General features: G+C 74.1%; 21 protein-coding genes. 7 read left to right on the top strand and 14 right to left on the bottom strand.

What is annotated here, in order from left to right:
• Window positions 1-34: 34 nt before the first annotated feature.
• Window positions 35-3376: an ATP-binding protein gene (locus BUS84_RS33380; protein WP_208869790.1), complete on the bottom strand. Its 3342-nt coding sequence runs from the start codon at window positions 3374-3376 to the stop codon at window positions 35-37.
• A gap of 174 nt (window positions 3377-3550) precedes the next feature.
• Between BUS84_RS33380 and BUS84_RS33375 the strand changes: the two genes are divergently transcribed.
• On the top strand, window positions 3551-4429 hold the full coding sequence (locus tag BUS84_RS33375) for an alpha/beta fold hydrolase (RefSeq protein WP_074318345.1): 879 nt from the start codon (window positions 3551-3553) through the stop codon (window positions 4427-4429).
• A gap of 380 nt (window positions 4430-4809) precedes the next feature.
• Complete coding sequence (locus BUS84_RS40340) at window positions 4810-5688, top strand: hypothetical protein (protein WP_244298804.1); 879 nt, start codon at window positions 4810-4812, stop codon at window positions 5686-5688.
• A 38-nt stretch (window positions 5689-5726) separates the two neighbouring features.
• Here BUS84_RS40340 and BUS84_RS33360 read toward each other — a convergent pair whose 3' ends face one another.
• Both BUS84_RS33360 and BUS84_RS33355 read right to left on the bottom strand, forming a co-directional pair.
• Window positions 5727-7901 (bottom strand): hypothetical protein, encoded by a 2175-nt coding sequence (locus tag BUS84_RS33360; RefSeq protein ID WP_074319300.1) that lies wholly within the window; start codon window positions 7899-7901, stop codon window positions 5727-5729.
• A complete protein-coding gene (locus BUS84_RS33355) occupies window positions 7894-9096 on the bottom strand; it encodes a low temperature requirement protein A (protein WP_074319299.1) in 1203 nt (400 codons plus the stop codon). The genes BUS84_RS33360 and BUS84_RS33355 overlap by 8 nt, the downstream gene beginning before the upstream one ends.
• A 182-nt stretch (window positions 9097-9278) precedes the next feature.
• On the opposite strand from BUS84_RS33355, the gene BUS84_RS33350 reads away from it, so the two are divergent.
• The gene (locus BUS84_RS33350) at window positions 9279-9632 is read left to right on the top strand and encodes a cupin domain-containing protein (RefSeq protein WP_074318343.1); all 354 of its coding nucleotides are present in this window, start codon (window positions 9279-9281) and stop codon (window positions 9630-9632) included.
• Between the two features lie 29 nt (window positions 9633-9661).
• On the opposite strand, the gene BUS84_RS33345 is transcribed toward BUS84_RS33350, so the two are convergent.
• The 3 genes from BUS84_RS33345 to BUS84_RS33335 form a co-directional block, all read right to left on the bottom strand.
• Window positions 9662-10438, bottom strand: a complete 777-nt coding sequence (locus BUS84_RS33345; RefSeq protein ID WP_074318342.1) for a TetR/AcrR family transcriptional regulator — start codon at window positions 10436-10438, stop codon at window positions 9662-9664.
• A gap of 61 nt (window positions 10439-10499) precedes the next feature.
• Window positions 10500-12134: an MFS transporter gene (locus tag BUS84_RS33340; RefSeq protein ID WP_084757706.1), complete on the bottom strand. Its 1635-nt coding sequence runs from the start codon at window positions 12132-12134 to the stop codon at window positions 10500-10502.
• Window positions 12128-12823: an SDR family NAD(P)-dependent oxidoreductase gene (locus BUS84_RS33335; RefSeq protein ID WP_074318341.1), complete on the bottom strand. Its 696-nt coding sequence runs from the start codon at window positions 12821-12823 to the stop codon at window positions 12128-12130. Before BUS84_RS33335 ends, BUS84_RS33340 begins: the two co-directional genes overlap by 7 nt.
• 183 nt (window positions 12824-13006) lie before the next feature.
• On the opposite strand from BUS84_RS33335, the gene BUS84_RS33330 reads away from it, so the two are divergent.
• From BUS84_RS33330 to BUS84_RS33320, 3 genes are all read left to right on the top strand, one after another.
• A complete protein-coding gene (locus BUS84_RS33330) occupies window positions 13007-14299 on the top strand; it encodes a sensor histidine kinase (RefSeq protein ID WP_074319297.1) in 1293 nt (430 codons plus the stop codon).
• A complete protein-coding gene (locus tag BUS84_RS33325) occupies window positions 14287-14952 on the top strand; it encodes a response regulator transcription factor (protein WP_074318340.1) in 666 nt (221 codons plus the stop codon). The genes BUS84_RS33330 and BUS84_RS33325 overlap by 13 nt, the downstream gene beginning before the upstream one ends.
• A 98-nt stretch (window positions 14953-15050) precedes the next feature.
• On the top strand, window positions 15051-16121 hold the full coding sequence (locus BUS84_RS33320; RefSeq protein ID WP_074318339.1) for a Gfo/Idh/MocA family oxidoreductase: 1071 nt from the start codon (window positions 15051-15053) through the stop codon (window positions 16119-16121).
• A 38-nt stretch (window positions 16122-16159) separates the two neighbouring features.
• Here BUS84_RS33320 and BUS84_RS38455 read toward each other — a convergent pair whose 3' ends face one another.
• From BUS84_RS38455 to BUS84_RS33310, 3 genes are all read right to left on the bottom strand, one after another.
• Window positions 16160-16318 (bottom strand): hypothetical protein, encoded by a 159-nt coding sequence (locus BUS84_RS38455; protein ID WP_159451100.1) that lies wholly within the window; start codon window positions 16316-16318, stop codon window positions 16160-16162.
• 255 nt (window positions 16319-16573) lie between these two features.
• Complete coding sequence (locus tag BUS84_RS33315; protein ID WP_074318338.1) at window positions 16574-16792, bottom strand: hypothetical protein; 219 nt, start codon at window positions 16790-16792, stop codon at window positions 16574-16576.
• A 195-nt stretch (window positions 16793-16987) separates the two neighbouring features.
• Window positions 16988-18079 carry an NYN domain-containing protein gene (locus tag BUS84_RS33310; protein ID WP_074318337.1) on the bottom strand — a complete coding sequence of 364 codons (1092 nt, stop codon included), beginning with the start codon at window positions 18077-18079 and terminating at the stop codon, window positions 16988-16990.
• 206 nt (window positions 18080-18285) lie between these two features.
• Here BUS84_RS33310 and BUS84_RS33305 point away from each other — a divergent pair, with 206 nt between their 5' ends.
• Complete coding sequence (locus BUS84_RS33305; protein WP_074318336.1) at window positions 18286-20316, top strand: glycosyl hydrolase family 28-related protein; 2031 nt, start codon at window positions 18286-18288, stop codon at window positions 20314-20316.
• A gap of 39 nt (window positions 20317-20355) precedes the next feature.
• On the opposite strand, the gene BUS84_RS33300 is transcribed toward BUS84_RS33305, so the two are convergent.
• The 5 genes from BUS84_RS33300 to BUS84_RS33280 all read right to left on the bottom strand — a co-directional run bounded on the left by BUS84_RS33300 (window position 20356) and on the right by BUS84_RS33280 (window position 24999).
• Window positions 20356-20697, bottom strand: a complete 342-nt coding sequence (locus tag BUS84_RS33300; protein WP_074318335.1) for an MmcQ/YjbR family DNA-binding protein — start codon at window positions 20695-20697, stop codon at window positions 20356-20358.
• A gap of 67 nt (window positions 20698-20764) precedes the next feature.
• Window positions 20765-21391, bottom strand: coding sequence for a CG0192-related protein (locus BUS84_RS33295; RefSeq protein WP_074318334.1), 627 nt, complete (start codon window positions 21389-21391; stop codon window positions 20765-20767).
• A 122-nt stretch (window positions 21392-21513) separates the two neighbouring features.
• Window positions 21514-22611 (bottom strand): SRPBCC domain-containing protein, encoded by a 1098-nt coding sequence (locus tag BUS84_RS33290; RefSeq protein WP_074318333.1) that lies wholly within the window; start codon window positions 22609-22611, stop codon window positions 21514-21516.
• Window positions 22612-22673: 62 nt separating this feature from the next.
• A complete protein-coding gene (locus BUS84_RS33285; protein ID WP_074318332.1) occupies window positions 22674-23723 on the bottom strand; it encodes an NAD(P)H-dependent flavin oxidoreductase in 1050 nt (349 codons plus the stop codon).
• A 124-nt stretch (window positions 23724-23847) separates the two neighbouring features.
• Window positions 23848-24999, bottom strand: coding sequence for an SMP-30/gluconolactonase/LRE family protein (locus BUS84_RS33280; RefSeq protein WP_244298803.1), 1152 nt, complete (start codon window positions 24997-24999; stop codon window positions 23848-23850).
• Window positions 25000-25042: the final 43 nt, after the last annotated feature.

Genomic DNA, 25042 nt, shown 5'->3' with positions numbered 1-25042 from the left:
CGCCGGGGGCGGCGGGTGACACCGCCGCCGACGGTCAGGTCGGGGAGGCGGCGGCGCGGGCCCGGGCGGTTGTCGCGCGGGCGGTACGGCGGTGCGCGGCCGCCTCGTCGTCGCGGCCCAGCGCGGCGGCCAGGTCGGCGAGGTGCCCGGCCACCGGGCCGACGGTGAGCACCCCACTGCCGGCGGCCAGTTCATCGGCGGCCGGCCGGAGTCCGGCGGCGACACGCTCCATCGTGGCGCGGTCGCCGAGGGCGAGCGCCGCGCGAGCGGTGACGCAGAGCCGTGCCTCCCGCAGCAGATCGTGCGGTCCCTCCGGGAGGGCACGCAGGGCCGCTCCGGCAGCGTCCCGGTCGCCGGCGGCGACGAGCAGCAACGGTCGGACCCACGGCTCGTGGGGGCCCCAGTCCATGCCCACCCAGTCCTCGCCGTCGAGCCCGGGGACGGGCTGGTCGACGATCCCGTCCGGCCCGGGTACCGACCGGTCGGCGTCGACGGGACCGGCCAGGCGCAGCCCGAGCAGGGCGAGCGGGAGCAGCCCCCGGGTCAGGCCCGGCATTCCGTCGGTGGGCAGCCGGTCGGCAGCCGCCCGGTACGCGTGCGCCGCCGCGGCCTGCTCGCCCTGCAGCGCCAGCCGCAGCGCGGCGTACCACCGGGTGAAGACACCGACCAGCGGCAGCTCGTAGCGCTCCGCGAGGCGGTCGGCGGCGCGGGCGTGCGCGTCGGCGCCGGCGCGGTCGGCCAGCGCGCAGCTGGCCTGCACCAGGACGAGGTGGCCCAGCACCTCGAAGGTCACCAGCTGGTGCCGGGCGGCCAGGTCGACCAGCTCGGCGCCGATCCGGGCCCGCTCACCGGCCAGGCCGACGCGGTGGAAGGCGTGCATGAAGCGGGCGTTGAGCGCGAAGGCCAGCAGCCCGGGGTCCGCGGCCGTCCGGGCGATCCCCTCGGCCTCCTGCGCTGCCCGGCGGCCACGGTCGGTGGTGGTGCCGCGCAGCTCCAGCGCGAGGGTGCTCAGCAGCCGGCTGCGCTGCGCCGAGCCGGTCGAGCCGAGGGCGGTCAGGGCGTGCTCGGCGGCCTCGACGATCCGCCCGGAGAGCCGATCGTCGTCGTTGCGGGTCCAGATGGCGGGCACGTCGAAGCCGGCCAGCACCTCCGCGACCAGGCGGGGGTCACCGATCGACTCGGCGTCGGCGATCGCCTCGGCCCGGCGCCGTCGCGCCTCGGCCAACCGGCCGGTCACGGCCAGCGCGCGCCCCAGGCCGAGCACCGCGCCCAGCCGCTCGCGCCGCTCGCTTTCGCCGGCGCGGTCGTACGCGTCGACCACCTGCGCCCACAGCCGGGCCGCCTCGTGTGGGTTGCCGGCCCGCTCGGCCTGTTCCGCGGCGGTACGGGCGTAGCCGGCGGCGCGCCGGGCGGCTGCCGGTCCACCGGCGTGCAGCAGGTGGTGCGCCAGCGCGGCGGGATCGGTGGGCTGGCGCCGCTGCAACGCCTCCGCCACGGCCGCGTGCAGGGCGGCGCGACGCGGCGCGGACAGGTCGGCGTAGAGCGTGTCGCGGACGAGGATGTGAGTGAACCTCAGCCGCCCGTCGGGCTCCTGCTCGCTGAGGAAGCCGGCCTGCAACGCACGGTCCACGGCGTCCAGCAGGGTCGTGGTGTCCCCGGCCAGCGCGCCGAGCACCTCCGGGTCGAGATCCCGGCCGAGCACGGCCGCCTGCCGCAGCACCGTGCGGGTCGGCGCGGGCAGCTGCGCCAGCCGATGCCGGATCACGTCGCGCACCCCGGGCGGCACCGCCGCCAGCGCCCCGCCGCCCTCGGCCACGTACAGCTGGGCCAGCTCCCGCACGAAGAACGGGTTGCCGCCGCTGCGGGAATGGATCAACCGTACGGTGGGCGGGTCCAGCTCCGTGCCGGCGACGACCCGGGCCAGTTCACCGGTCGCCGACGCGGACAGGCCGGCGAGGTACTCCCGCACCGGCTCCAGCCGGGCGGCCCGGGCCAGCGCGGCGGTCAGCTCCGGGCTGATCTCGGTGGCCCGGTACGTGCCGAGGATCAGCACCGGTCCGGTGGCCGGCTGTGGGCCGGTGAGCAGCACGGTGAGCAGGTCCAGGGTGTCCCCGTCGGCGCGGTGCAGGTCGTCGAGGACCAGCAGCACCGGTCGCCGGTCGGCGACCGCCGAGACCAGCGACGCCACCGCTCGGTGCCGGCGGAACCGGGCCACGGCGGGATCGCTCGCGGCTCCGGTGCCATCGACCGCGCCGTCGATGCCGGTGCCGCCGCTGGAGTCGGTCGGTCCGACGAGCGCATCCGTGATCTGCGTCCACGGCCAGGCTGCCGGGGCGCCCTCGGACTCCGGGCTGCGGCCCCACGCCGTGGCCCAGCCCTCGGCGGCGAGCCGCCGGGTCAGCGTCTCGGCCAGTGCCGTCTTGCCGGCGCCCGGGTCCCCGCTGAGCAGGGCGAGGGTCGGCTGGCCGCGCCGGGCGGCGACCTCAGCGGCCCGCCGCAGCCGGTCCAGCTCCGCGTCGCGGCCGACGAAGGGACGCTCCCGCACCGGTCCCGGCCCGCCGGATCGAACGGGTCCGGCCAGGTCCAGGGCGGACGGGGCAGCGGCGGGCGGGGTGAGGTGCGGCGCCTGGGCCAGGATGTCGGTTTCCAGCCGCCGCAGCTCGGGCCCGGGGTCCACACCCAGCTCGGTCACCAGGACGTCCCGGGCCTGGCGCAGCGCGGCCAGCGCGTCGCCCTGTCGACCGGAGCGGTACCGGGCCACCGCGAGCAGCCGCCAGGCGTCCTCGCGCAGCGGGTGGGCGGCGAGATGGGCCGGCAGGTCGACGGCGGCCTCGTCCGGCCGGCCGAGCGCCAACAGCGCCTCCGCCCGCCGTTCGATGGCGAGCATCCGCAGCTCTTCCAGCCGGTTGATCTCCGCGACGGCCCAGGCCTCACCCGCGGAGTCCGCGTACGCGGGCCCGCGCCAGAGCCCGAGCGCCGCGTCCAGCGCGGCCAGGGCCGGTGCGGGCAGTCCCGCCGCCAGCAGCCGGCCCGCCTCGCCGACCGCCGCCTCGAACCGTCCGGCGTCCACCGCGTCCGGGGCGGCCCGCAGCACGTACCCCGGTGGTTCGGTGACCAGCAGCCGCGGCGGTTGCCGGGGCGGCCGGTCGGGCTCCAGGGCCCGGCGCAGGTCGGCGACGAAGGTTCGGATCGCGCCCACCGCGCCCTCCGGTGGCGCCTCCCACAGGTCGTCGACGAGCCGGTCCACCGGGACGACCCGACCCCGGGCGATCAGCAGCCGGGCCAGCACCGTGCGCTGACGGAGACCCTTGAGCGGGACCGGACCACCCTCGGTCGTGGCGGTCACCGGCCCGAGCACGCCGAAGGTCACCGCCACGGGTGCCGCCGCCTGGTCATGGCACCAATCTAGGCGGGTCCACCCGGCCGAACCCGGCCCGCCGGCACTGATCCGACGCTGACCGCCTGCTGATCACCAGGGAGCAGGCTCGACCAGGTACGACGGCGACGGGCCACCGCCCCCGCCGGCCCCTGCTCACCAGAGAGGTTCCCCGTGGACCCGACGATCAACGGATTCGACTACCGGCGGGTCACCGTCGCCGAGGGCGTGACGCTCAACGTCGCCGTGGGCGGCTCCGGGCCGCCGATCGTGCTGCTGCACGGTTTTCCGCAGACCCACCTCATGTGGCGGCACGTCGCGGCCGACCTGGCCGCCGACCACACGGTCATCTGCCCGGACCTGCGCGGCTACGGCGACAGCGACAAGCCCGTCGACGTCGACGGCAGCGGGTACGCCAAACGCACCATGGCAGCCGACGTCGTGGCGCTGGCCCGGGCGCTCGGCCACGAGCGCTTCGCGCTGGCCGGGCACGACCGGGGCGCCCTGGTCGCGTTCCGCGCCGGTCTCGACCATCCGGAGGCGATCAGCCAGCTCGCCCTGCTCGACGTGCTGCCCACCCTGGACATGTGGGACGTGCTGCACGGCGCCAGCGCCGCGGTCGCCTTCCACCTGTATCTGATGGCGCAGCCACCCGGCCTGCCCGAGGAGCTGATCGGCGGCAGCCCGGACGCCTTCTTCGGCCACTTCCTGGACGCCTGGACCCGCGACCCGGAGGCCCTGCCGGCGGACGTGCGGGCCGCGTACCTGAGCGCGTCCCGGGCCGCGGTCACGTCCATCGTCGCCGACTACCGGGCGTCCGCGGGGATCGACGTCGCCCACGACACCACCGACCGGGCGGCCGGCAACCAGCTCCGGATGCCGGTGACGGTGCTGCAGCAGGACTGGGGCGCGGCTCTCGGCTACGACGCGGCCGGGCTGTGGCGGGCCTGGGCGCCGGACCTGTCGCACCAGACGGTCACCTGCGGTCACTTCATGGCCGAGGAGGCGCCCGCAGAGGTGGTCCGGGCGCTGCGCGCACTGCTCGCGCGATAGTGACGGGCCGACCGCAGCCATGTCACGAGTCGTAAGATATCCGACACTTACTGTCATTCGCTGGCGTGGCTCGGTCGGCCCGGGGCCCTCTTTCGGCCCGCACCGGGCCCCTAGGGCCAACAGCCCTGCAGAAGGGCCCTGACCTGCGGATATGCGACGTTACACAAAGTGGACGCTGACTGCTCATCGGTGATACACAGGCAGATATCGGCCAGCCAACGACGGCGAGTCGCTCACCTCCTCGACCATCGACCGTCCACACGCACCGTCACCACCGTCGGGCTCCGCCGCACGGACCGCAGCGCGGTCACCACCCACTCCCCTGGCAGCCCCAAACGGCCGCCGGCGGGTGAACGACGGTTCTCGACCAAGGAGTCGCCGTGGGGTACCTGCGTATCCGGTCCCGGCACCAGCCGTTCGAGGTGGCCGCCCTGGCCATGGCTGGTGTCTGCGGTGTTCTGCTGCTCCTGCTCGGCAGCCGGCCGACCTCGGTCCGGATGGCCATGCCGGTGCCGATCCAGATCGGTTGGGAGATCGGTCTGGTCCTGGTCGGCGTGGGTGGCCTGCTGGGCATCCTGTGGCCCGGCCGGCTCGCCACCGGGCTCGGCATCGAGCTCGCCTCGGTCGTGGTGTTCGGCACCATCAGCGGCATGTACACGATGGCGCTGGTGGTCGTGTCGGGCCGGCGGCCGGCAAGGCCGGCGGCATGTTCGGCGGGGCGGGTAGGCCATCGCCGCGGCGTCGTTCATCACGGCGCTCGCCGTCGGGTCGCTGTGGCGGGCCGTTCAGATCGCCGTCGACCTGCGCCGGCTGGCCCAGGCCAGTCAGTGTGCGGCTGTCGAACCGGCAGAAGGCGGTGTCACGTGATCTCCACACCGGCGCCCGAAGCACCCCCGTGGCTGCAGGTGGCGCTCAGCGTGTTCGGCATCCTCGGCGGCAGCACCGGGCTGGCCGCCATCGCCACCGTCGTGGTGCAGCGGGGCAAGTTCAAGGCCGACGCCGCCGACACCCTCACCGAGGCCGCCCTCACCCTGGTGCAACCACTACAGACCCGGATCACCGAGCTGGAGGAGGAGGCGCTGAGCGCCCGCTCGGAGCTGGGAGTGCTGCGCGAGCAGGTCAATCAGTTGCAGTTCGTGGTCCGGGTGCTCACCCGGACGCTGGACCGGTGGCGTGCCGCGATCCGCTCCCCCGACGCCACCCTGCGCAAGGTCCGGGCGGTGGTCGCGGAGTCCGAACGGCTGCCCGAGGATCGGTGAGGATCGGCGCCGGACCGCCCGGATTCACCGACGACCGTTCAGGTACGGCCCTGGTCGCGTAGGCGACCGGCGAGTTCGCGCACCGCTGCCCGGAACTCGGGATCGGACTCGCCCGGTTGGTGCCCCCGCAGCGGAGGCGGCTGGTGCTCCCCTGGCCGCGCCAGCAGGTTCCGCGGATCCCGCAGCCGCCGATCGACCCGCCCGGCGGGGTCGGCGGTGTCCGGCGGCGGATCGCCGGGCCGGTGCGCGGCGAAGATCCAGCCACCGACCGGGTCGGTGTCCCGCCACAGGTTCAGCCACCGCCACCCGACCCGCTCCCCCACCTGGCGCAACACCTCCTCGCTCAGGTACGCCGGGAACAGCCGGGCGTACAGGCGGTCCAGCGGGGACCCGTAGGTGAGCAGCGCGACCCGCTGGCGCACCCCCGGCGGCAGCCGCAGCACCGCGAGAGCCAGCAGCGCCGAGCCGTGGCTGTGCCCGCAGAGCACCACCCCGGCGTGCCGCTGCGCCAGTTGGGTGATCCGGTCGGCCAACTCGGGCACCGCGCGGTCCGCGTAGCTCGCGGGCGCGAACGGGTGGGCGGCCCGGGGCCAGAACGTGCCAAGGTCCCACAGCACCCCGACGTACCGGCGGAACCATGACGTCCGGTAGGCGAACAACCCGCCCAGGAGCAGGGCGAGCAGCAGGGCGGCGACGAGGAAGCTGCCCACGGCGAGCCCGGCGCCGACGAACCCGGGTGGCAGCCCGAGGAGTTGCCGCCCCAGCCGGTCCGGCTGGAGCCGGAACTGTCCCAGCACGCTCGTGGTCAGACCGATGACCGCCAGCGCCGCGTAGGCCACGGCGAGCCGTCCCAGCCACTCGGTGAAGCGGGCTCGGGCGATCATTCTCGTCACCCTCGGCAGATACTCGGCGGCTCCCGGCGGAGCCGTCGGAAAGTCCCGGGCGGTGATCGCCGCCGCGGCACGCCACCGGCGGCCGCGCGAGAGCAGCGTCATCGCACCGCACAGCACCACCGCCGCGACGACGTGCAGGAAGAAGGCCAGGATGGTCCAGTTGTACGCCAGCGGCTGACCGGCCGCGCCACCAAGCAGTTTCCCGGCCCAGTAGACCAGGGCTGCGGAGAACGCTCCGGCCAGGCCGACCGCGATGGCCGCGATGACCGCCGCGCCGAGCCCGTGCCGCGGTGCGCCGCGGGGGACCCGCCGACCGTGGTCCCACACCACCAGCCCGCCCAGCGCCACGAGCAGCGACATCTGGACGAGCGACACCGAGCCGAGGATCCGCTCGAGCCCCGGCAGCCCGATCGACGACGGCCAGCCTCGCGGGTCCAGGGCCACGGTGGCGAAGGTGGCCACGCTCAGTCCGTACGCCACCACGCGCACCGCGGCGGCGGTCCGGCCGGCCGCCCGTGCGGTCGCCGCCCCGTCCAGCAGCCCGGGCACGCCGAGCAGGGCGACGCAGGCGAGCAGCACCGCGCCCGTGAGCACGAGCAGCAGGGTCGTCGCGGTCGTCCGGCCGCCGGACGACCGGGCGGCGAGCAGCACCAGGTCGAGCACGGCGAGCGCGGCGGCGACGTGGGTCGCCCGCAGCCGTGCGACCAGTGGGTCCACGGCCCACAGCGGGTTGCCGACGGGACGGCGCCGACGGGCGCCGAGCAGCCGGAGGAACCCGACGGCGGCGACCGGCAGGAGGGCCAGCAGCGCCAGTCGCTGCCCGGTCGACCAGCCGTCGAGCCCGGCGAGCGCGTCACGTGCGGCCGGGCAGCGGGCCGCGCCGAGACAGCGCCAGGCGAGCAGGTCGAGCGCGACACCGGCGGTCGACAGCACGTACAGCAGGGTGAGATCGAGCGCGATGAGCCGGCACACGACGGTGACACCGGGGCCACTCCGCCGACCCGTGGGCCGCATCAGGACCGCCAGGTTGCTGAGCATGAACGGCAGCAGGAAGACCAGGGAGAGCGTCCGGGCCATGGTGCCCGAGGGCAGGTCGCCCCACCGGTACGCCTCCAGCGTGACCCCGTCCGGGTCGGTGCCGTCGGGCTGGGGTGAGGGACGGTGGAAACCGCCGCTGCGGTCACCGGCGACCTGGCGTACGTCTGCCCGGTCGAGCACCCGCTCCGGTCCCGCCCCGGACACCCCATGCACCCGCAACTCCACGACGTCGTCGTGCCACCCCGGTCCGTCGCGGTAGCGCGGTGACCCGTCACTACCCATGCCGCCACCGGCCAACCGCCCCGCCCGCACCCGCCGGTCGGCGCCGCCGAATCCGGGCGAGCAGCGCCTCGGCCGCGATCATCAGGATGAGGAGACCGAGGATGGTCGCGCCAGCGCCGACCAGCGGCAGCTGCGCGCTCGCCACGCCACCCAGGACGATCAGCGGTAGCCCGATCAGCCGGGGCCGGGAGAGGCTGCCGTCGACGACCGCCGAGAGCAGGAGCCGACCGATCAGGAACAGCACGGGGCCGGCGACGGTCAGAGTCAACCGGTCCCGGTCGGACGCCCCGGGGTCGTCGATCGCCAGCTCCATACCGACCGAGGTCGCCAGGACCCCGGCGATCATGACGAGGTGCAGGTAGCCGGCGAGCAGCGCCAGTCGACTGCCGGGCGGACCGGCCGCTTCGATGGCGGCGCCCAGCCGCCCACCGGCGGGAACCAGGTAGAGCCGGGCGAGAGCCACCGCGGTCAGGAACGCCACGGCGAACGCCATGGTGCGCTCCAGGTCGAAGCCGGAGTCGCTGTAGGTGATGCCGGAAATGAGGATCAGCTCACCCAGCGCGATGATGAAGATCTGCTGGTAACGCTCGGAGAGATGTTCCCCGTTCACCTGAAGGTCCGGCCACGAGCTGCGGCCGAGCCGCGGCGTCGGCCAGCCCAGCCGCGCCATGGCGTAGTCCAGGATCAGTGCGAGCGCCCAGAGCGCCTCCCGGGCCGGGGGGACGGCCGCCCCGACCACCCAGAGCACGCCGGAGACGGCGAACCAGATCGCCACCCGCGCGGTCCGCAGTTGCAGCGGGTGACCCCGCAGGGCGGGGATGAGCATGAAGGCGCGGCCCAGGTGGATGGCCACATACGCGATGGCGAACACCATGGCGTGCCCATCGAATGCGGTGGGCACCGCGGCGGCCATCAGCAGATTGCCGAACATCACCCAGAGCAGCAGGACGACGATCAGCGGGGTACGCGGGTCGAACCAGTCCGCCGACCAGGCCGTCACGAACCACACCCACCAGATGGCCGCCAGCAGCAGGAGCACCTGGAAGCCGCCGTGAAGGCTGAGGTCGCTGAGCAGCGCCCGGGACAATCGGGTCAGCGCGAAGATGATGGTCAGGTCGAAGAAGAGTTCCAGGAACGACGGTCGCCTGAAGTCCTCCCGCCGCTGCAGCAGCCGCCCCGGAAGCCCGTTCGCCATCGCCATCCTTCCCCGGCCTCCGGTGTCGCCGCCTCCAGTCGTACCACCCGCGGGGCCGGGCCCGGGTCAGTTCCCCCGGGCCCGCAGCTCGTCTGTTCCGGCGGTCCGTCACGACGAACCCCGTTAGAGTCGCCCGTATCCGGCGTGAGTTCGGGCAAGCCGCCAGGAATCAGGAGGAGCCCGTGGCGAAGGATCCCGGCAGCACCTCGGCGCCCAGCGTCACGCGCACCGAATTGCAGCGTCATCCGGCCTCCGCGCCGGGCCGCCTGATCGTGCAGACGCTCTTCGAGATTCCGGTCGGGCTGGCATCGGGGCGGCACAGCCACCCCGGCGAGGAGGTGGGCTTCCTCATCCGCGGCACGGTGGACATGGAGTTCGACGACCGGCCGACGCTGACCATCCACGCCGGCGAGCCGCTCCTGATCCCGCCCCGGACGATCCACAATGCCCGCAACGTCACCGACGACACCACCACCATGATGCTCTCGACGTACTTGGTCGAGGAGAACGAGCCGCTGGTGACGCCGTACCCGTGAACGGGCGATGCCGCCTCCGGCCGCCGTGGCTATCCGGGTTGGCCGGCGGCCGCCCGCTCGGCGACCACCACCGAGATGCCGTCCAGGACGCGTTGCAGGCCGAACTCGAAGGCGTACTCCGGCCCGTACGCGGCGCCGTGCTGCTGGCCCGCCGCGGTGCCGACCCGGGCGGCGGTCGGGTAGCTGCCGGCCGTCATGAGCCTCTCCAGCCAGGGCGCGTGCGACTGCCACCACTGGCCGTCGGTCATGCCGGTCTCCCGCTCCAAATCGACCACCTCGGACGCAGCGCGCGCGGCACTCTTCACGTGCCCGAGGACGAGGGTGAGCACCGCGTCCATCTCCACGTCGGTGAGCCCGATGTCGGCGACCGCGCTCAGCTCGTGGTCGTACTTGCCCACCAGGTGGGGGCCGAGCACGGGTCGGGTCGTCTCGGCTCGCAGCATCCAGGGATGGCGCTGGTAGAGGGCGAGATTGTCCCGGGCGATCCGCTCCAGCCGGGCCCGCCAGTCGCCGGCGACGGCGGCGCGGGGCATCTCGCCGTACACGGTGTCGATCATGACGTCGACGAGTTCGGCCTTGCCCGGCACGTAGGTGTAGACCGACATGGTGCCGACGCCCAGCGCCTCAGCGACCCGGCGCATGGTCAGGGCGTCGAGGCCCTCGGCGTCCGCGATGGCGATGGCGGCCCGGACGATTCGGTCGACGCTGAGCCCCGGGCCGGCGCTGCGGCTGGTCGGCTCCCGGGTGCGCCACAGGATGGCCAGGCTGCGGGCCGGGTCCGCGGTGGCCTTGCGCTCGCTCGCCATGGTGTGGCCATCCTAGCAATCGGCCGTACGCCGTACGCCGCGTGCCGGCCCGCCGCCGACCTCAGAGCGCTTCCCGATCGTCGGTCAGCGTCGGGCCGGCCGCGGCCGGCACCAGGTGGCGCACCTCCGGTTCCCCGTCGGTCAGCTCCCGGGCCCGCTCCTCGGCCTGACGGTCCTCGCTCGTCAACCGGCCGCCGTGCTGGCGCAGGTGCTCGTCCCAGGACGGCACCAGGTACACCTCGACGAACCGGTCCGTGGTCTCGGCCGGCCGGAACAGTCCCCAGCGCATCGCGCCGGTCCGCTGGCGGGCGCCGCGCACCAGGTCCATCGCCGCCAGGAACGGTTGTGTCCGCTCCGGCCGGACGGTGTACTGCACCGTCACCAGGACCGGCCCCACCCGGGGGTCCGGCTCGTTCGCCAGGTGCAGCTGCGGCCAGTAGGCGGCCGGGTCCCGGTTCACCGTCCGCAGGTCCGGCAGCGGCCAGATCCGACTGGTCACGGTGCCGACCAGCATCAACGCCGCCGCAGCGAGAAAGGCGGTCACCAGCCCGGCGAGGTCGGCCACCAGACCCCAGACGAGCGCGCCCACCGCCTGCCCGCCGGCGAAGAAGACCTGGTAGACGGCCAGCCCTCGGGCTCGCACCCAGGTCGGTAGGAAGACCTGCATCTCGGCGTTGACGTTGGCCAGGACCGTCACCCAGGCCATCCCGGCGGGCAGCAGGGCGATGAGCACCAGCGGCACCACCCGCACCGTGCCGATCACCGCCAGCGCGGTGGTGAACAGCGCCCCGGCGATGAACAGGAGCTGGTTGGCCGACAGGCGGGTCCGGATCACGGCCAGCAGCAGGCCACCCGCGATAGCCCCCACCCCGACGGCCGCCAGCAGCAGACCGTACCCGCCGGAGCCCAGCCCGAGCCGGTGGTTGGCCACCAGCGGCAGCAGCGCCCACAGGGCGCTCGCCGGGATCACGAAGACCAGCGCCCGGCGCAACAATCGGCGGACGGTCGGCGAGTGCCGCACGTAGCGGCTGCCGGCACGCAGCGCCGCGGTGAACCGCTCGGGCACCTCGACCGCGCGGGCGTTGCCCGGTTTCCAGCGCGCCAGCGCGTACGTGAAGATCAGGAACGCGACGGCGTTCAACGCGAAGACCGGGGCGACACCGGTCCGGGCGATCAACACACCGGCCACCGCCGGCCCGACCGCCCGCGCCATGTTCACGCTGATCGAACCGAGCGCGGAAGCCGCCCGGAGCTGGTCCTGCGGCACCAGCTCCGGGATCACCGCCGCCCAGGCCGGCAGGGTGAGCGCCTGCCCGACCCCGAACGCGAAGGTGAGGGTGAGCAGCAGCGCGGGCGGCATCCGGTCGGTGACGGTGAGCAGGGTCAACGCCACCGCCACCGCCACCAGGAACAGCTGCACGGCGATCAGCAGGTGCCGGCGGTCGAAGTTGTCGGCCAGCACGCCGGCGGGGAGCGCCAGCAGCAGCACCGGCAGCAGGCTGGCGGTCTGGACCAGGGCGACCAGGGTCGAGGCGTTGGAGTGGTGGATCAGCAGCCACTGCGCGCCGACCGTCTGCATCCAGGTGCCGATGTTGGCGGCGAGCAGGGCCAGCCACAGGTTGCGATAGACGGCGGTCCGCAGCGGAGCCAACGCCGAAGCCGGACGCTCGGCGGGTCCGGCTTCCGCCGTCACCACCGCCCGTCCGCGCGCAGGACGCGCTCGCCGGAGACGTAGAGATCGTCGGGCTCGAGCAGCAGCAGCCGGACGACTTCAGTGGCGACCTGCTCGGGCATGGCGTACACCTCGTCCAGGAACTCGGCGCCGACCCGTTCCTGCAGTCGGGTCGGCATGGGCCCGGGATGCAGCTGCATCACCTTGACCTGGTTGCTGTGCTGGGCCTCGGCCAGCGACTCGACCAGGCTGCTGCCGTAGCTCTTGGTCGCCCGGTACACCGGGATGCCGGGCCGGGGCGTTGTCACCGCCATCGCGCCGATGTACACCACGTTGCCGTGGCCCTGCCGGTGCAGGTGCTCCAGCGCCTCCCGGAGCACGTAGGTGGTGCCCAGCACGTTGGTCTCCACGGCCCGCCGGATGTGCTCCACGGACAGGTCAGCCAGGTCGCCGCCCGCCCACATCGACGAGCAGGCCGCCACCCCGTCGATCGTGCCGTAGCGTCCCACCACCTCGGCGAACGCGTCGCGGACCTGCTCGTAGGAGGAGACGTCGCACACCGCCCCGGCGCAGCCCAGCTCGTCGGTCACCGCGGCGACCTCAGCCGCCACGTTGCCGAGCACCACGACCTGGTGCTCGTCGACCAGCAGCCGGGCCACCGCGAGGCCGAGCCCGCTGGTAGCGCCGACCACCACGAAGGTTCTGGCACCCATGTCTCTCCAGTTGCCGCCAGCACAGGTCACGCGGGTCGCGTGACGGCGCGTTCTTCCCGTTTCCGGCCACACCACACCCGTCCCGCCCCGCCTCGGCACGGGCGGCGAGGTAGGGCTGGGCATACCCCAGGAGTGGATCTGGACGGCTGGGTCGACCCGGACGCGGCGATTAGCGTCTGCGTCATGATCCCGGAACACCCCCGCCACCTGGCCGAGGCGCTACGTCGCCGCGGCTGGCTGGTCTCCGCCTGGCCCTGGCGCGCCCTTGCCTACCTGGTCAGCACCGTGCCGGTCGCCGGTGTGCTCGCCGTCGGGCTGCTCGTCGTCGTCGCGCCCCTGCTGGCAGCCGTCAACGGCGTACGGCTGCAGGGCCGACCGCCGGAGATCCCACTCCTGCTGTTCCTGACGGTCGGCAGCCTCATCCTGCTGGCACTCGCGCCGATCGCGAGCTTCCCGGTGGCCGCCGTCGAGCGATGGCGGCTCGGTCTCGTGGACGGCCGCCCGCTGCCCGCGTCGCCGTGGCCGGGCCTGGCCGCCCGTTACCGCACCGCCGCCGGGTGGCGGGAGGTGGCGTACCTGTTCTGGCTGGGCGGGTTCGTGCCGGTCGCGTACTGGGTGTTCCTGCTGCTGGTGGTGCTGGACGTGGGGCTGGTCGCCAGCCCCTGGCTGGCCGGGGACGCCGACCAGGTCATCGTCGTGTGGGGCACGGTGGACACCGCCGGTGAGGCTGTCCCGTACGCGATCGTGGGTGTGCTGCTCGTCCCGGTGCTCTGCTACGCCGCCGGGCTGCTCGCCGCCGCCCAGGCCGCCGTGGCCCGGTGGGCGCTGGCCTGGCCGGTCGACGCGGCGGCGCTGCGCGAGGTCGCCCGGTCCCGGACCCGGCTGGTCGGCGCGTACGAGGCAGAACGTCGCCGGATAGAACGCGACCTGCACGACGGCGCCCAACCTCGGCTCACCAGCCTCACCCTCCAGCTGGGCCTGGCCCGGCTGGACGTGCCCGAGGACTCCCCCGCGGCCCGGCCGCTGGCCGTCGCGCACGACCAGGCCCGGGGCCTGATGGTGATGCTCCGGCAGTTGGTGCACGGCATCCGGCCGCAGAGCCTCACCGACCTTGGTCTCGCCGGTGCGGTACGGGAGCTGGCCGACGCGGCCACCGTCGCGGTCGTCGTACGGGCCGACCTCGACGGCGAGTTACCGGAGATCGTCGAGACCACCGCCTACTTCGTGGTGTCGGAGGCGCTGGGCAACGTGGCCCGGCACGCCGGGGCGACCCGCGCCGAGGTGCGCCTCACCCGGACCGGCGGTGACCTCGTCGTCGAGGTGTCCGACGACGGCCGCGGGGGCGCCGACCCCGCCCGGGGCACCGGCCTGACCGGTCTCGCCGACCGGGTCGCCGCCGCGGACGGCCGGCTGCTGCTGTCCAGCCCGCCCGGCGGGCCGACCCTGGTCCGGGTGGAGCTGCCGTGCCGTGCGTGACCCGTGTCGTGCTGGCCGAGGACGAGGTGCTGCTGCGCGAGGGCCTGGTCGCGCTGCTCACCCGATTCGATTTCGCGGTGTGTGCCGCCGTCGGCTCCGCTCCGGAGCTGCTGGACGCGGCCCGCGCGCACCGACCGGACCTGGTGCTGACCGACATCCGGATGCCGCCCGGCCGGCGGGACGACGGGCTGCGCGCGGCCGTGGCGTTGCGCGCCGAGCGGCCCCAGCTCCCGGTCGTGGTGCTGAGTCAGTACGTGCAGACCGGGTACGCCGCGGCGCTGCTGGACAGCGGCGACGGCCAGCGGGTGGGCTACCTGCTCAAGGACCGGGTGGCAGAGGTCGCCGAGTTCGTCGACACGCTGCACCGGGTCATCGCCGGCGGCACCGCCATCGACCCGGACGTCGTCCGGCAGCTGCTGCACCGCCCGCGCGACCCGCTCGCCGCGCTCTCCGCCCGGGAACGCGAGGTGCTGGCGCTGCTGGCCGAGGGCCGGTCCAACGCGTCGATCGCCGCCCGGCTGCACGTCACCGAGGCGGCGGTCGGCAAGCACGTCGGCAACATCCTGCTGAAGCTCGACCTGCCGCCCAACGACGACACCAACCGCCGCGTGCTCGCGGTGCTCACCTACCTGCGCGCCGACCCGGGCAGCTGAGCAGCGCCGGGCCCGGGTCGCACCCGGCCGGCCGGGGCGTAGATTCGATCACCGGGACCGCCGTCACCAGGGCGCGGACCGGGAGACGGGAGTACGGCATGGCGGAGGCGCTGCGGGTCGGTCTGCTGGGGTACGGGCTGGCGGGCCGGGTGTTCCACGCACCGCTGATCGCCGCGACGCCCGGGCTGCGGCTGGACGCCATCATGACCCGCGATCCGCAGCGGCGCGAGCAGGCCCGGCAGCACCACCCGGACGCCCGCCTGGTCGACGATGCCGACGAGCTGTGGCGTACGCCCGAGGCGCTGGACCTGGTCGTGGTGGCGACGCCGAACCGGCAGCACGTGCCGATGGCTCGGGCGGCGCTGGCCGCCGGCCTGCCGGTCGTCGTCGACAAGCCGCTGGCCCCCACCTCCGCCGAGAGTGGGGCGCTGGTCGAGGAGGCCGCCCGCCGGGGAGTGCCGCTGACGGTGTTTCAGAACCGCCGGTGGGACGGCGACTTCCTGACCGCACGCCGCCTCGTGGAGCAGGGCGAACTGGGGCGGGTGCTCCGCTTCGAGTCCCGGTTCGAGCGTTTCCGTCCGACGATCAAGCCGGGCTGGCGGGAGCTTGCCGGCCCCGAGGAGGCCGGCGGCGCCCTCTTCGACCTCGGTGCCCACCTCGTCGACCAGGCGGTGCAGCTCTTCGGCCGCGTCGACCGCGTCTACGCGGAGGTCGACCGCCGCCGCGAGGGCGCCGCGGTCGACGACGACGCGTTCGTGGCATTGACCCATGCGAACGGGGTCCACTCGCACCTGTGGATGGGCGCGGTGACCGCTCAGCTCGGGCCTCGCCTGCGGGTGCTCGGTGACCGGGCCGGCTACACGACGTACGGCCTGGACGTGCAGGAAGCGGCGCTGCACGAGGGTGGCCGGCCGGACCAGCCGGGCTGGGGCGAGGTCCCGCCGGAGCGGTACGGCCTGCTCGGCGTTGACGGTGACCTGCGGCCGGTGCCCACCGAGGCCGGCTCGTACCAGAGCTTCTACCAGCAGGTGGCGGCGGCGCTGCGGGACGGCACGCCGATGCCGGTGGATCCACGGGACTCGGTCGCCACCGTCGAGCTGATCGAGCTGGCGCACCGGTCGGCTGCCGAGGGTGTGGTGCTCCCGGTCCCGTCGGACCCGGCTGCCTGACCGATACCGTCGAGGCAGGCCGGCCCGGTCGGGCCGGCCTAGCCGGCGTCCTGCTCGGTGCGGGCCTCGTCCGACGCCCGGGCTTCCTCGTCGGTCAGCGCGTCCTCGGACCGGTTGGTGAGCGCGGCCAGCCGACGCTCGGCCTCCCGCGCCTCTTCCTCGATCCTCGGGTTCTCCTCGTCGGGACCCTGCGACATGGGTGACCTCCATCGGGCGCGGTCCGGCTTCCCCTGGTGTACCCCGCCTGAGGCGGGGGACACGGGATTGCACAGAACCCCCTTGATCTCTTGATGGTCAGTAGTCGGATCTTGCCCGTTGACGACTGCTCAGCATCAAGTGATCGAGGGGATTCGGATCGGCGTCGAGGACGGCGGGTGAGCCGTGCGCCGGGCCGGCCGGTGACCGCCCCGGGCTGGAGCCCGGGAGCGTTGCCGGCCCGGCCCGGTGCCGGATCAGCGCGTCAGTTCGCGCCAGGAAGGGTGGGTGCCGCGCCAGGCGTCGGCGAGGATGGCCGCCGAGGCCCGGCTGGGGCACTGCTGCACCCGCTCACGACCCGACGCCCCACCGATCTGGGCGCGGACCTCCCAACCCTGCCCGTCAGTACGGATGTACACGTCCCGGCGCCCGCGCGGGGTCGTGTCACCGTTCCACCAGTGTTCCTCCACCATCATTCGCCGACCGTATAGCAATTCGGCGGCAAGGGGTACGGCGCAGGTGGGCCTAGAGCGGGACAATGGCCGTAATTCGGGCGCAGTTCGGGTCAAGTCGAGACGTGGAGGAGCCACCGCGGCCACTTCTCCCGTCCTGAGCAGCGGATCAGGGCCGGGCGAGGTGCCGGTGGATGCGCCGGCCACGGCCGGCCGCACTCACCCCTGCGCGGTGAGCAGGTAGTCGTCGGCTTCGGGGCTCCAGCGCAGGTCAACCGCTCCGGCGGTGGCTGCGGCCTTGCAGAACTGGAGGAAGCTGCGGTAGCCGAGCTTCTTCTCACTGAAGTCGGGCCGGGCCCGGCGCAGCTGGTTCTTCAGCCCGGACAGCGCCACCGGGTTGCCACCGCTGCCTAGCTCCGCCACGACGCCGCGGAGCAGGCCGAAGGCCACCTCCCGATCGCCGTGCTCGGGCAGCGAGACCTCCGGGTCCCCCTTCGCGGGGCCCTCGGCCAGCTCGATCACGTTGTGCGCGGCGAGGTGGCGCAGCAGTTCGCCGAAGGTACGGAACCCGTAGTCGGACTCGCTGAACGTCGCGTCCTTGCGCAGCAGGGTGCGCTTGAGCCGGGAGGCGGTCACCTCGCCGCTAGCGCTGCCCTGCAGCCCGGCCACCGTCTGGGCCACCAGCACGGCGAGGGCGTCCACGTCCCGGCCGGGCTCCTCCCCCGTCGGCTGCCGCTCCTCCTCCGGCTCCTGCTCCCGTTCCGGCTCGGGTGGACGCAGGTCCGGGCCCGGCTGCCGCACCGGACGACCGCGCCGGGCGCGGGTCGGCGGGATGTCCACACCCTCCAGCCGGTCGTAGTAGAGGAACTCGTCGCACGCCGGCGGAAGCAGCGCCGAGGTCGACCCCTCGACTCCGACGCCGATGACCCGCTTGTTGAGCTCGCGGAGCTTGTGCACCAGCGGGGTGAAGTCGCTGTCGCCGCTGCAGATCACGAAGATGGAGATGTAGTCGCGCTCGAACGCCAGCTCGATGGCGTCCACGGCCATCTTGATGTCGGCCGCGTTCTTGCGGGACGCCCCCATCCGCTGCGGGATCTCGATCAGCTCGACGTGGGACCGGGTGAGCATCCGGCGGTCCTCGTCGAAGTACGACCAGTCGGCGTACGCCCGGCGCACCACCACGCGCCCCCGCTCGGCCAGGGCGTCGGCGATGGGCCGGAAGTCGAAGGCCATGCCGCCACGGTTGTCGCGAGCCCCCAGCGCGAGGTTCTCGTAGTCGAGGAACAGGGCGATCCGGTCTTCTTGATCCACGCGGTTCAGCCTACGCCCGCCGGCAGCGCATCCGGTGGAGCTGAGCAAAGGGGAGCGTCGCATCAGCTTGTCGGTTTCTTTCTGCGTACCGGTCGCCGCTTTTCATGTTTCCATCTTGCTCTTGCAACGTGACATTCGCCACTGGCATCATGGCGGTCGATGCTGAGCGCCGGTGAGAGCGCCCGCGGACCACAGAGGAGAGTCCCATGTCCCGGAGCACAACGCCGGCGCGGCGACGCCCCCACCGGCCACTGACCGCGGGCGCGGTCGTGGCCGTGACCGTCCTGGCGCTACTGGGCGGTGGGCCCGCCGCGACCGCCGCGCCGCCCGCCGGCGCGCAGCCGGTGGTCACCCGGGCCGCCCTCGACCCGGCGCTGGTCGCGGGGCGCGGCGCCGACGTCGACTTCGTCGAACAGGAGGCGGAGAACGCCCGCACCAACGGCGAGATCATCGGCCCGGACCGGTCCGCCTACACGCTGCCCGCGGAGGCCTCCGGCCGCCGGGCGGTGCGGCTCACCCCCGGCCGGTACGTCGAGTTCGTCCTGCCCAGCGCGGCGAACGCGATCACCGTGCGGTACAGCATCCCGGACGCGTCACAGGGCGGCGGGATCACCGCCCCGCTGGGCGTCGCGGTCAACGGCCGGCACGTCCGCAGCATGACGCTGACGTCGCAGTACTCGTGGCTCTACAACCAGTACCCGTTTTCCAACGACCCCCGGGCCGGGCTGCTGCACCCGGACTGGTGGATCACCGAGTGCTCGTGCGTGCCGTCGGCCACCACGCCGTACCCGACCATCAGCACGCCGTTCCGGCCCACCCACTTCTACGACGAGCAGCGGCTCCTGCTCGGGCGCACCTACCGGGCCGGCGACAAGATCCGGCTCACCGCGCCGCCCGGCAGCGCCGCCGCCTGGACGGTCATCGACCTGCTCGACTCCGAGGTGGTCGCGCCGCCGCGTCTCCGGCTCCTCGCGGCGAACGTGCTGGCCTTCGGCGCCGACCCCACCGGCCGGCGGGACTCCGCCGACGCCCTGGACCGGGCCATCGCCTTCGCCCGGCGGGCCCACCTGAAGGTGTACATCCCGCCGGGCACCTACCAGGTCAACCGGCACATCATCGTCGACGACGTGACCATCGAGGGCGCCGGCAGCTGGTACACCATCATCAAGGGGCGCGAGGTCGCCCTGCCGACTCCGGCCCCGGACGGCTCGGTGCACACCGGCGTCGGCTTCTACGGCCGCGACGCCGCTGACGGCGGCAGCCGCAACGTCCACCTCTCCGGCTTCGCCATCGAGGGCGACGTCCGGGAACGCATAGACACCGACCAGGTCAACGCGATCGGTGGGGCGATGAGCGACTCGACCATCGACGGGCTCTACCTGCACCACACCAAGGTGGGCCTGTGGTTCGACGGGCCGATGAGGAACGTGCGCGTCACCAACAACATCATCGTCGACCAGATCGCGGACGCGCTCAACTTCCACACCGGCGTCACCGACTCGCTCGTCGCGCACAACTTCGTCCGCAACACCGGCGACGACGGCCTGGCGATGTGGTCGGAGACGACGGCCAACGCGCGGAACACGTTCGACCACAACACCGTGCAGTCGCCGACACTGGCCAACGGCATCGCCATCTACGGCGGCACGGACAACACCGTGTCGCACAACCTCATCGCCGACCCGGTCCGCGAGGGCAGCGGCATCCACATCGGTGCCCGCTTCAGCGCGGAACCGTTCACCGGGCACCTGCGGATCACCAACAACACCACCGCCCGCGCCGGCACGTACGAGTTGAACTGGAACATCGGGCTGGGCGCGATCTGGATCTTCGCCCTGGACCGGAGCATCGACGCGACCATCGAGGTGGTCGGTGACGCGTACCTCGACAACACCTACAACGCGATCATGCTGGTCAGCGACTGGCCGGTGAAGGATCTCCACTCGATCACCAACGTGCGCTTCCGGGACATCCGGGTCGACGGCACCGGCACCTCGGTGGTCAGCGCCCGGTCGGCCGGGTCGGCCTCGTTCGCCAACGTGGACGCTCGCAACGTGGGTGCCGTCGGCGTCAACAACTGCGGGTCGTTCCACTTCACCCCGGCCGGCTCGGAGTTCGCGCTGACCGACCTCGGCGGCAACGACGGCGGCTGGTTGGCCCCGTGGCTACTGCCGAACACCATCACCTGCGACGACCGGCCGCCGGTGTCGCCGCCACCGCCACCGGCCGGGTGGTGACGCGACGGGGGGCCCGGACACCGGGCCCCCCGTCGCCCGTCAGCTGTCCAGCCGCTGCCGGGCCAGGAACTTCGGCACCACCATCCGCCATGCCTCGGTGACCAGTTCGGTCATGTACCCGTGCTCCAGTCGGGCAGTGTGGCAGCACACCCAATGGAAGCGCAGGTCGGACTCGCCGGGCAGGAAGAACAGGTCCGGCTCGGCGGCGACCAGCCCGGCCCGTTCCTCCTTGGGGAACCCGAAGCCCATCGTCGCCTCGTCGCGGGAGAACGCGACGTAGACGATCGACCCGACCCGGAACTTCACCCGGTCCCGGATCAGGTGCTCGCTGCTGCGTGGCAGCGTCCGGGCGAGGGCCCGTACGTCGGCGACGGTGACCATGCCACGACCGTAGCGGCCGGCCGGCCCGCCCGTCGGCCCGCTGGGAGGAAGCCGGGCCGCCGGAGCGTCAGCGTGGTCGGGCGTACGCCAGCGGCACGGTCGTCGGCTGGCCGTTCCAGCTGCCACTGAGGACCGCCCCGGCGGCGACGACCGCGCCAGCGCCGGGCCGGCGGACGACGACCAGCTCGACGGAGTCGGTGACGATGAGCGTGGCGTCCTCGTCAACCACCGGTCCCGCGGCGCCGACCGGGGGCACGCCGGCGCCGCTGGCCACGATGGTCATGGTCGGCTCACGCAGTTCGCGTCGGCCGTCGACCTCGATGTACTGCTCCGCCTGACCGGTGCCGGTGAGGATCGCGTGGGCCAGCGCCGCGGCGTACACCGGGTCCGCGCAGCCGTCGTACACCCAGCGCGGGCCGAGCACCGAGTGCTCGGTGGTGCCCACGAGCCAGTCGTCGGCGCCGTCGAGGGGCTCGGCGCGGTAGGTGAGCGGGACCTGGTGGACCGGCCCGTCGGCGGCGCCGGCCAGGATCGTCTCGATGCCGACCGCGCCGGCGGGGTCGTCGAAGCGGTAGGCGCCCCGGCTCACCACGTCGACGCCGACCGGCCCCCGGTACCACGGTCGAGTGGGCAGCCAGGTCGCAAGCAGGTCGAGCTTCGTGGGGCGCAGGGTCGCCCGGTGCAGCAGTGCCATGCCGCCAGCCTAGGGACGACCGCCCGCCCGCCTGCTCCCGGGTCGGTCCGCAGACGGCGGGCGGTGACAACCGGTGGAGGCGGTACGCCGGTCACCGGTGCGCCACCCGTCGCGGCCCACGCTCACACGCCCGCGCACGCGTTGCCGCCCACCGTGCAGCCCTCCGGTTCCCTGGCCTTCGGTCGACTGTCGCGAACATCGAAGCGGATCGTCTGCGATCCGCCGGCCGGCACGGCCGGCCCGGTGAAGGTGAGCGTCCGCCCGTCCTGCCGAACGTCAGCGCCGTCGACGTCGTCGACGCTGCTGCCCTCGGCGAGGGTGACCACCACGACCCAGTCCGCCGCCGCGCCCCCTGGGTTGTCGATCACCACCTCGCCGGTGTAGCCGAACAGCCGGCTGGAGTCGGTGCGGTAGGTGGCGGTCACCGGCGGTGGTGCTGCGGGGGCTGAGGCGACGGTGGGCGACGGCTTCGCCGTCGGGGTGCGGCTCGGGCGGGCGGTCGGCGACGCGGTGGTCCGCGAGGGGCGCGCCGAGGGCGTCGCCCTCGGTGTGCCGGTGGGCGCGACGGCCGCCACGGACGACGATGACGGCGACGACGACGATGGCGATGGCGCCGCCGGGGGCGGTGCGGCTGCGCTGTCCGGCTCGTCCGGCAACGTGACCCACGCCGCCAGCCCCGCGACCAGTACGGCCCCGGCCAGCACCGCGACCACTGTGCGGCGACGGCGACGGGCTCGGGCGGGGCGCGCACCGATCGTCGGCAGTTCGGTCGTCATTCCGGCTTCGCCGCGCCGCAGGTCGACCTGTTGGAAGGCGAGCCAGTCGAGAATGGCCGGCAGGCGCACGGTCAGCGCCTGCCGGAGCTGCTGCTCGCGCGGATCGTGCTGCTCGGCGGACCAGGTGCCGTGCGTCGTGACCTCCCGGACCGCCAGCCGGCAGCCCTGCTTCGTGGCGGTGACGGCACAGGTCACCTCGGTGAGCCGGCCGGCCTCGTCGCAGCGCAGCGCGAGCAGCTCCGGCACCTGCCGCTCGGTCACCTCGACCTCGATGTTGGCGTCGAAGCCGGGCAACCCCGCCGTGTGCAGCACCAACCGGTCCGGGACTCCCGCCACCGTTTCGGCCTCGGCGAACCACCGGCCGAGCAGCTCCCGATCCGTCAATGCGAGCCACACCCGGTCCGGCGGGTGGGACAGGTCGACCTGCGCGCCGATCTCGATCACGGCGAGACTCTACGGCTTTCGCCTCCGCCCCGTCCGGCCCGCCCGGACCGGCGGCGATCTGGTCAGCACCAGCGGGTCGCCCGCTCGGCCGCCGCCGCCAACGCGGTCCGGGCGCCGGCACTCACCTCGACGACCAGATCGGCCGCTGGCAGGTCCCGTGCCAGGGGGTGCGCCTGCCCGGCCCACAGGTTCGGCACCTCGGCGTCCCCGTCGCTTCGGGCGGCGGCGAGCAGCGGGCGGGTCAGGTGCAGCACCTGCGGGTAGCCGGCCGGTGCCGCCGCGTCGTGCCGGCGCAGAAAGTCGTTGACCACGCCGCGAGCCCGCTTGCCGGTGTACGCGCGGGTCAGGGCGGTCGGCGCGGAGCTGGCCACCGCCGCCCGGTGCATCGGTGTACTGCCCGCCTCCGGGCAGCGCAGGAACGCCGTGCCGAGCTGCGCGGCGGCGGCGCCGGCGGCCAGTACCGCGGCAACCCCGGGGCCGTCGACGATGCCGCCGGCGGCCACCAGCGGCCGGTCACAGCCGGCGGCGACCAGCCGGAGCAGCGGCAGCAGCGCGTAGTCGTCGTCGTCCGGCAGGCCGCCGCGATGCCCACCGGCCTCGGTGCCCTGCACCACCACCGCGTCCACGCCGAGCTCGGCGGCAGCCGTGGCGGCGTCCGGCCGGGTGACCGTGGCCCACACCTCGGTGCCCCGCTCGCGCAGCGCGGCCACCGCGGCCCGGTCGGGCAGCCCGAAGACGAAGGACACCACCGGGACCGGGTCGGCGAGCAGCATGGCCAGCTTGTCCGGGTACCCGTCGTCGCCGCCCACCGGCTCGCCCAGGGTCACCCCGCGCTGGCCGGCCTGCGGGGCGAGCCGGTCGGCGTAAGCCCGGATGGCGGCCTCGTCGACGGTGCCGGAGCCGGGCAGGAAGACGTTGACACCGAACGGCCCGTCGGTGTGGGCACGGACCTCGGCGATGTCGGCGGCCAGCCGGCCGGTGTCGATCATCCCGGCGGCCAGGAATCCCAACCCGCCGGCGGAGCAGACGGCCGACACGAGCGCCGGCGTGGACGGGCCGCCGGCCATCGGGGCGGCGACGATCGGGTGACGCAACGCGGACAGCACGGACATCCACCCATCCTGTCGCACCGACCCGACCCGGGGCCGGCCGGTGCTCGAGTCCGTCAGCCGGGGACGGGCCGGTTGCGCCGGACGCGCCCCTGGCGGCTGTCGACATTCGCCGCGGGTGCTGCCGTCACCGTCGGGCCGTGTGTCGCCACCACAGCACACCAGCCAGCCCGACCAGCGCCAGCAGCGTCCCGGCGCCGGTCACCAGCGGCCAGGTCCGATCGCCCTCGACGCCGACGTCCACCGCCGCTGGGCGGGCCGCGGTGGGCGCCAGCGGGCCGGCGGTGGTGGACTCCGTCGGGCGTGGGGCGACGGCAGTCCCCGTCGTGGCCGGGTACCGCAGGATCGCCGGGTCGGTGCCCTGCGGCTGGCCGGCGGACTCGGAGACGGTGAGCAGCGACCGGCCGTCCCGGCTGTAGGTGATCGACTCGCCCTGGGGTTCGTCCGGCAGCGGGGTGACCCGCGGGACGCCGCTGGTCAGCGCGGCAACCAGGTCACCGTCGGGCACGTCGTACTCGAAGGCGTCGGCGTAGGTGCGCAGCACGACCCGACGCCCGTCCGGCGCGCTCGCCGCCCCGGTGACCACGCCCCGGCCGAGAAAGGAGAACGGGCTGCTGGTCGTGGACGCCGGCAGGACCACCTGACCGACCGGGGCCAGCGGCGTCGTCGCCGCGGCCCGCAGCGCGGTGGTCGGCGCGTACAGGAGGACCGTGCCGCTGCCCCCCTTGGTCACGATCAGTGGCCGGCCGTCCGCGTCGAGCAGCAACGCCTCCGCGTCGTGCGGACGGTCCGGGTACGTCATCCGGTGCAGCACCGGCCGGTCCGCGTCCGGCGCGAGCCGCCACAGTGCGACCGTCTCCCGGGTCCGGTCGTTGTCGCCGATGTCGGCGACCCAGATGGTGCCGTCCGGGCCGACGGCCAGGTCCTCCGTGTCGCGAGGCCGGGACGGGTAGGCGACCGTCCGCACCACCGCGCAACGCCGGTCGAGGAAAAAGATCCGGCGGCGGGACTCGTCGTCGGCGCCGTCGTTGACCACCACGTACCCGTCGTCCGTGGCGACCATCCCGGAGATCTCCCTGAGCCGATCGTCGCGCACCTGACAGACCGGCGTTCCGGCGCCGGGCGCGCCGGCCAGCGCCGCGCCCGGCACCAGCAGCAGTGCCAGCGGCACCGCGCCGACGAGCAGGGTGGCCAGCGCCGTTCCCGCGCGGGCGTGCCGCCCCCGTACCCGCATCGCCCCGCCCTCCTCGCCACGGCCGTGGCCGGCCGCCTCGCCCATCCTGGCCGATCCCGGCCACCGGCGGTGGCTATCGCGGGATGAC

The sequence above is a fragment of the Micromonospora cremea genome, assembly GCF_900143515.1.
Lineage (GTDB): Bacteria > Actinomycetota > Actinomycetes > Mycobacteriales > Micromonosporaceae > Micromonospora > Micromonospora cremea.
The sequence above is the reverse complement of the archived record's forward strand: the minus strand, read 5'-3'. Positions and strand labels throughout refer to the sequence as shown.

Coding starts and splice junctions, on each gene's coding strand:
- BUS84_RS33360 (WP_074319300.1), bottom strand. CDS start 7,901: ATGGGTAGTGACGGGTCACCGCGCTACCGCGACGGACCGGGGTGGCAC.
- BUS84_RS33355 (WP_074319299.1), bottom strand. CDS start 9,096: ATGGCGAACGGGCTTCCGGGGCGGCTGCTGCAGCGGCGGGAGGACTTC.
- BUS84_RS33345 (WP_074318342.1), bottom strand. CDS start 10,438: ATGGCGAGCGAGCGCAAGGCCACCGCGGACCCGGCCCGCAGCCTGGCC.
- BUS84_RS33335 (WP_074318341.1), bottom strand. CDS start 12,823: ATGGGTGCCAGAACCTTCGTGGTGGTCGGCGCTACCAGCGGGCTCGGC.
- BUS84_RS33330 (WP_074319297.1), top strand. CDS start 13,007: ATGATCCCGGAACACCCCCGCCACCTGGCCGAGGCGCTACGTCGCCGC.
- BUS84_RS33320 (WP_074318339.1), top strand. CDS start 15,051: ATGGCGGAGGCGCTGCGGGTCGGTCTGCTGGGGTACGGGCTGGCGGGC.
- BUS84_RS38455 (WP_159451100.1), bottom strand. CDS start 16,318: ATGTCGCAGGGTCCCGACGAGGAGAACCCGAGGATCGAGGAAGAGGCG.
- BUS84_RS33315 (WP_074318338.1), bottom strand. CDS start 16,792: ATGATGGTGGAGGAACACTGGTGGAACGGTGACACGACCCCGCGCGGG.
- BUS84_RS33305 (WP_074318336.1), top strand. CDS start 18,286: ATGTCCCGGAGCACAACGCCGGCGCGGCGACGCCCCCACCGGCCACTG.
- BUS84_RS33300 (WP_074318335.1), bottom strand. CDS start 20,697: ATGGTCACCGTCGCCGACGTACGGGCCCTCGCCCGGACGCTGCCACGC.
- BUS84_RS33295 (WP_074318334.1), bottom strand. CDS start 21,391: ATGGCACTGCTGCACCGGGCGACCCTGCGCCCCACGAAGCTCGACCTG.
- BUS84_RS33285 (WP_074318332.1), bottom strand. CDS start 23,723: ATGTCCGTGCTGTCCGCGTTGCGTCACCCGATCGTCGCCGCCCCGATG.
- BUS84_RS33280 (WP_244298803.1), bottom strand. CDS start 24,999: ATGGGCGAGGCGGCCGGCCACGGCCGTGGCGAGGAGGGCGGGGCGATG.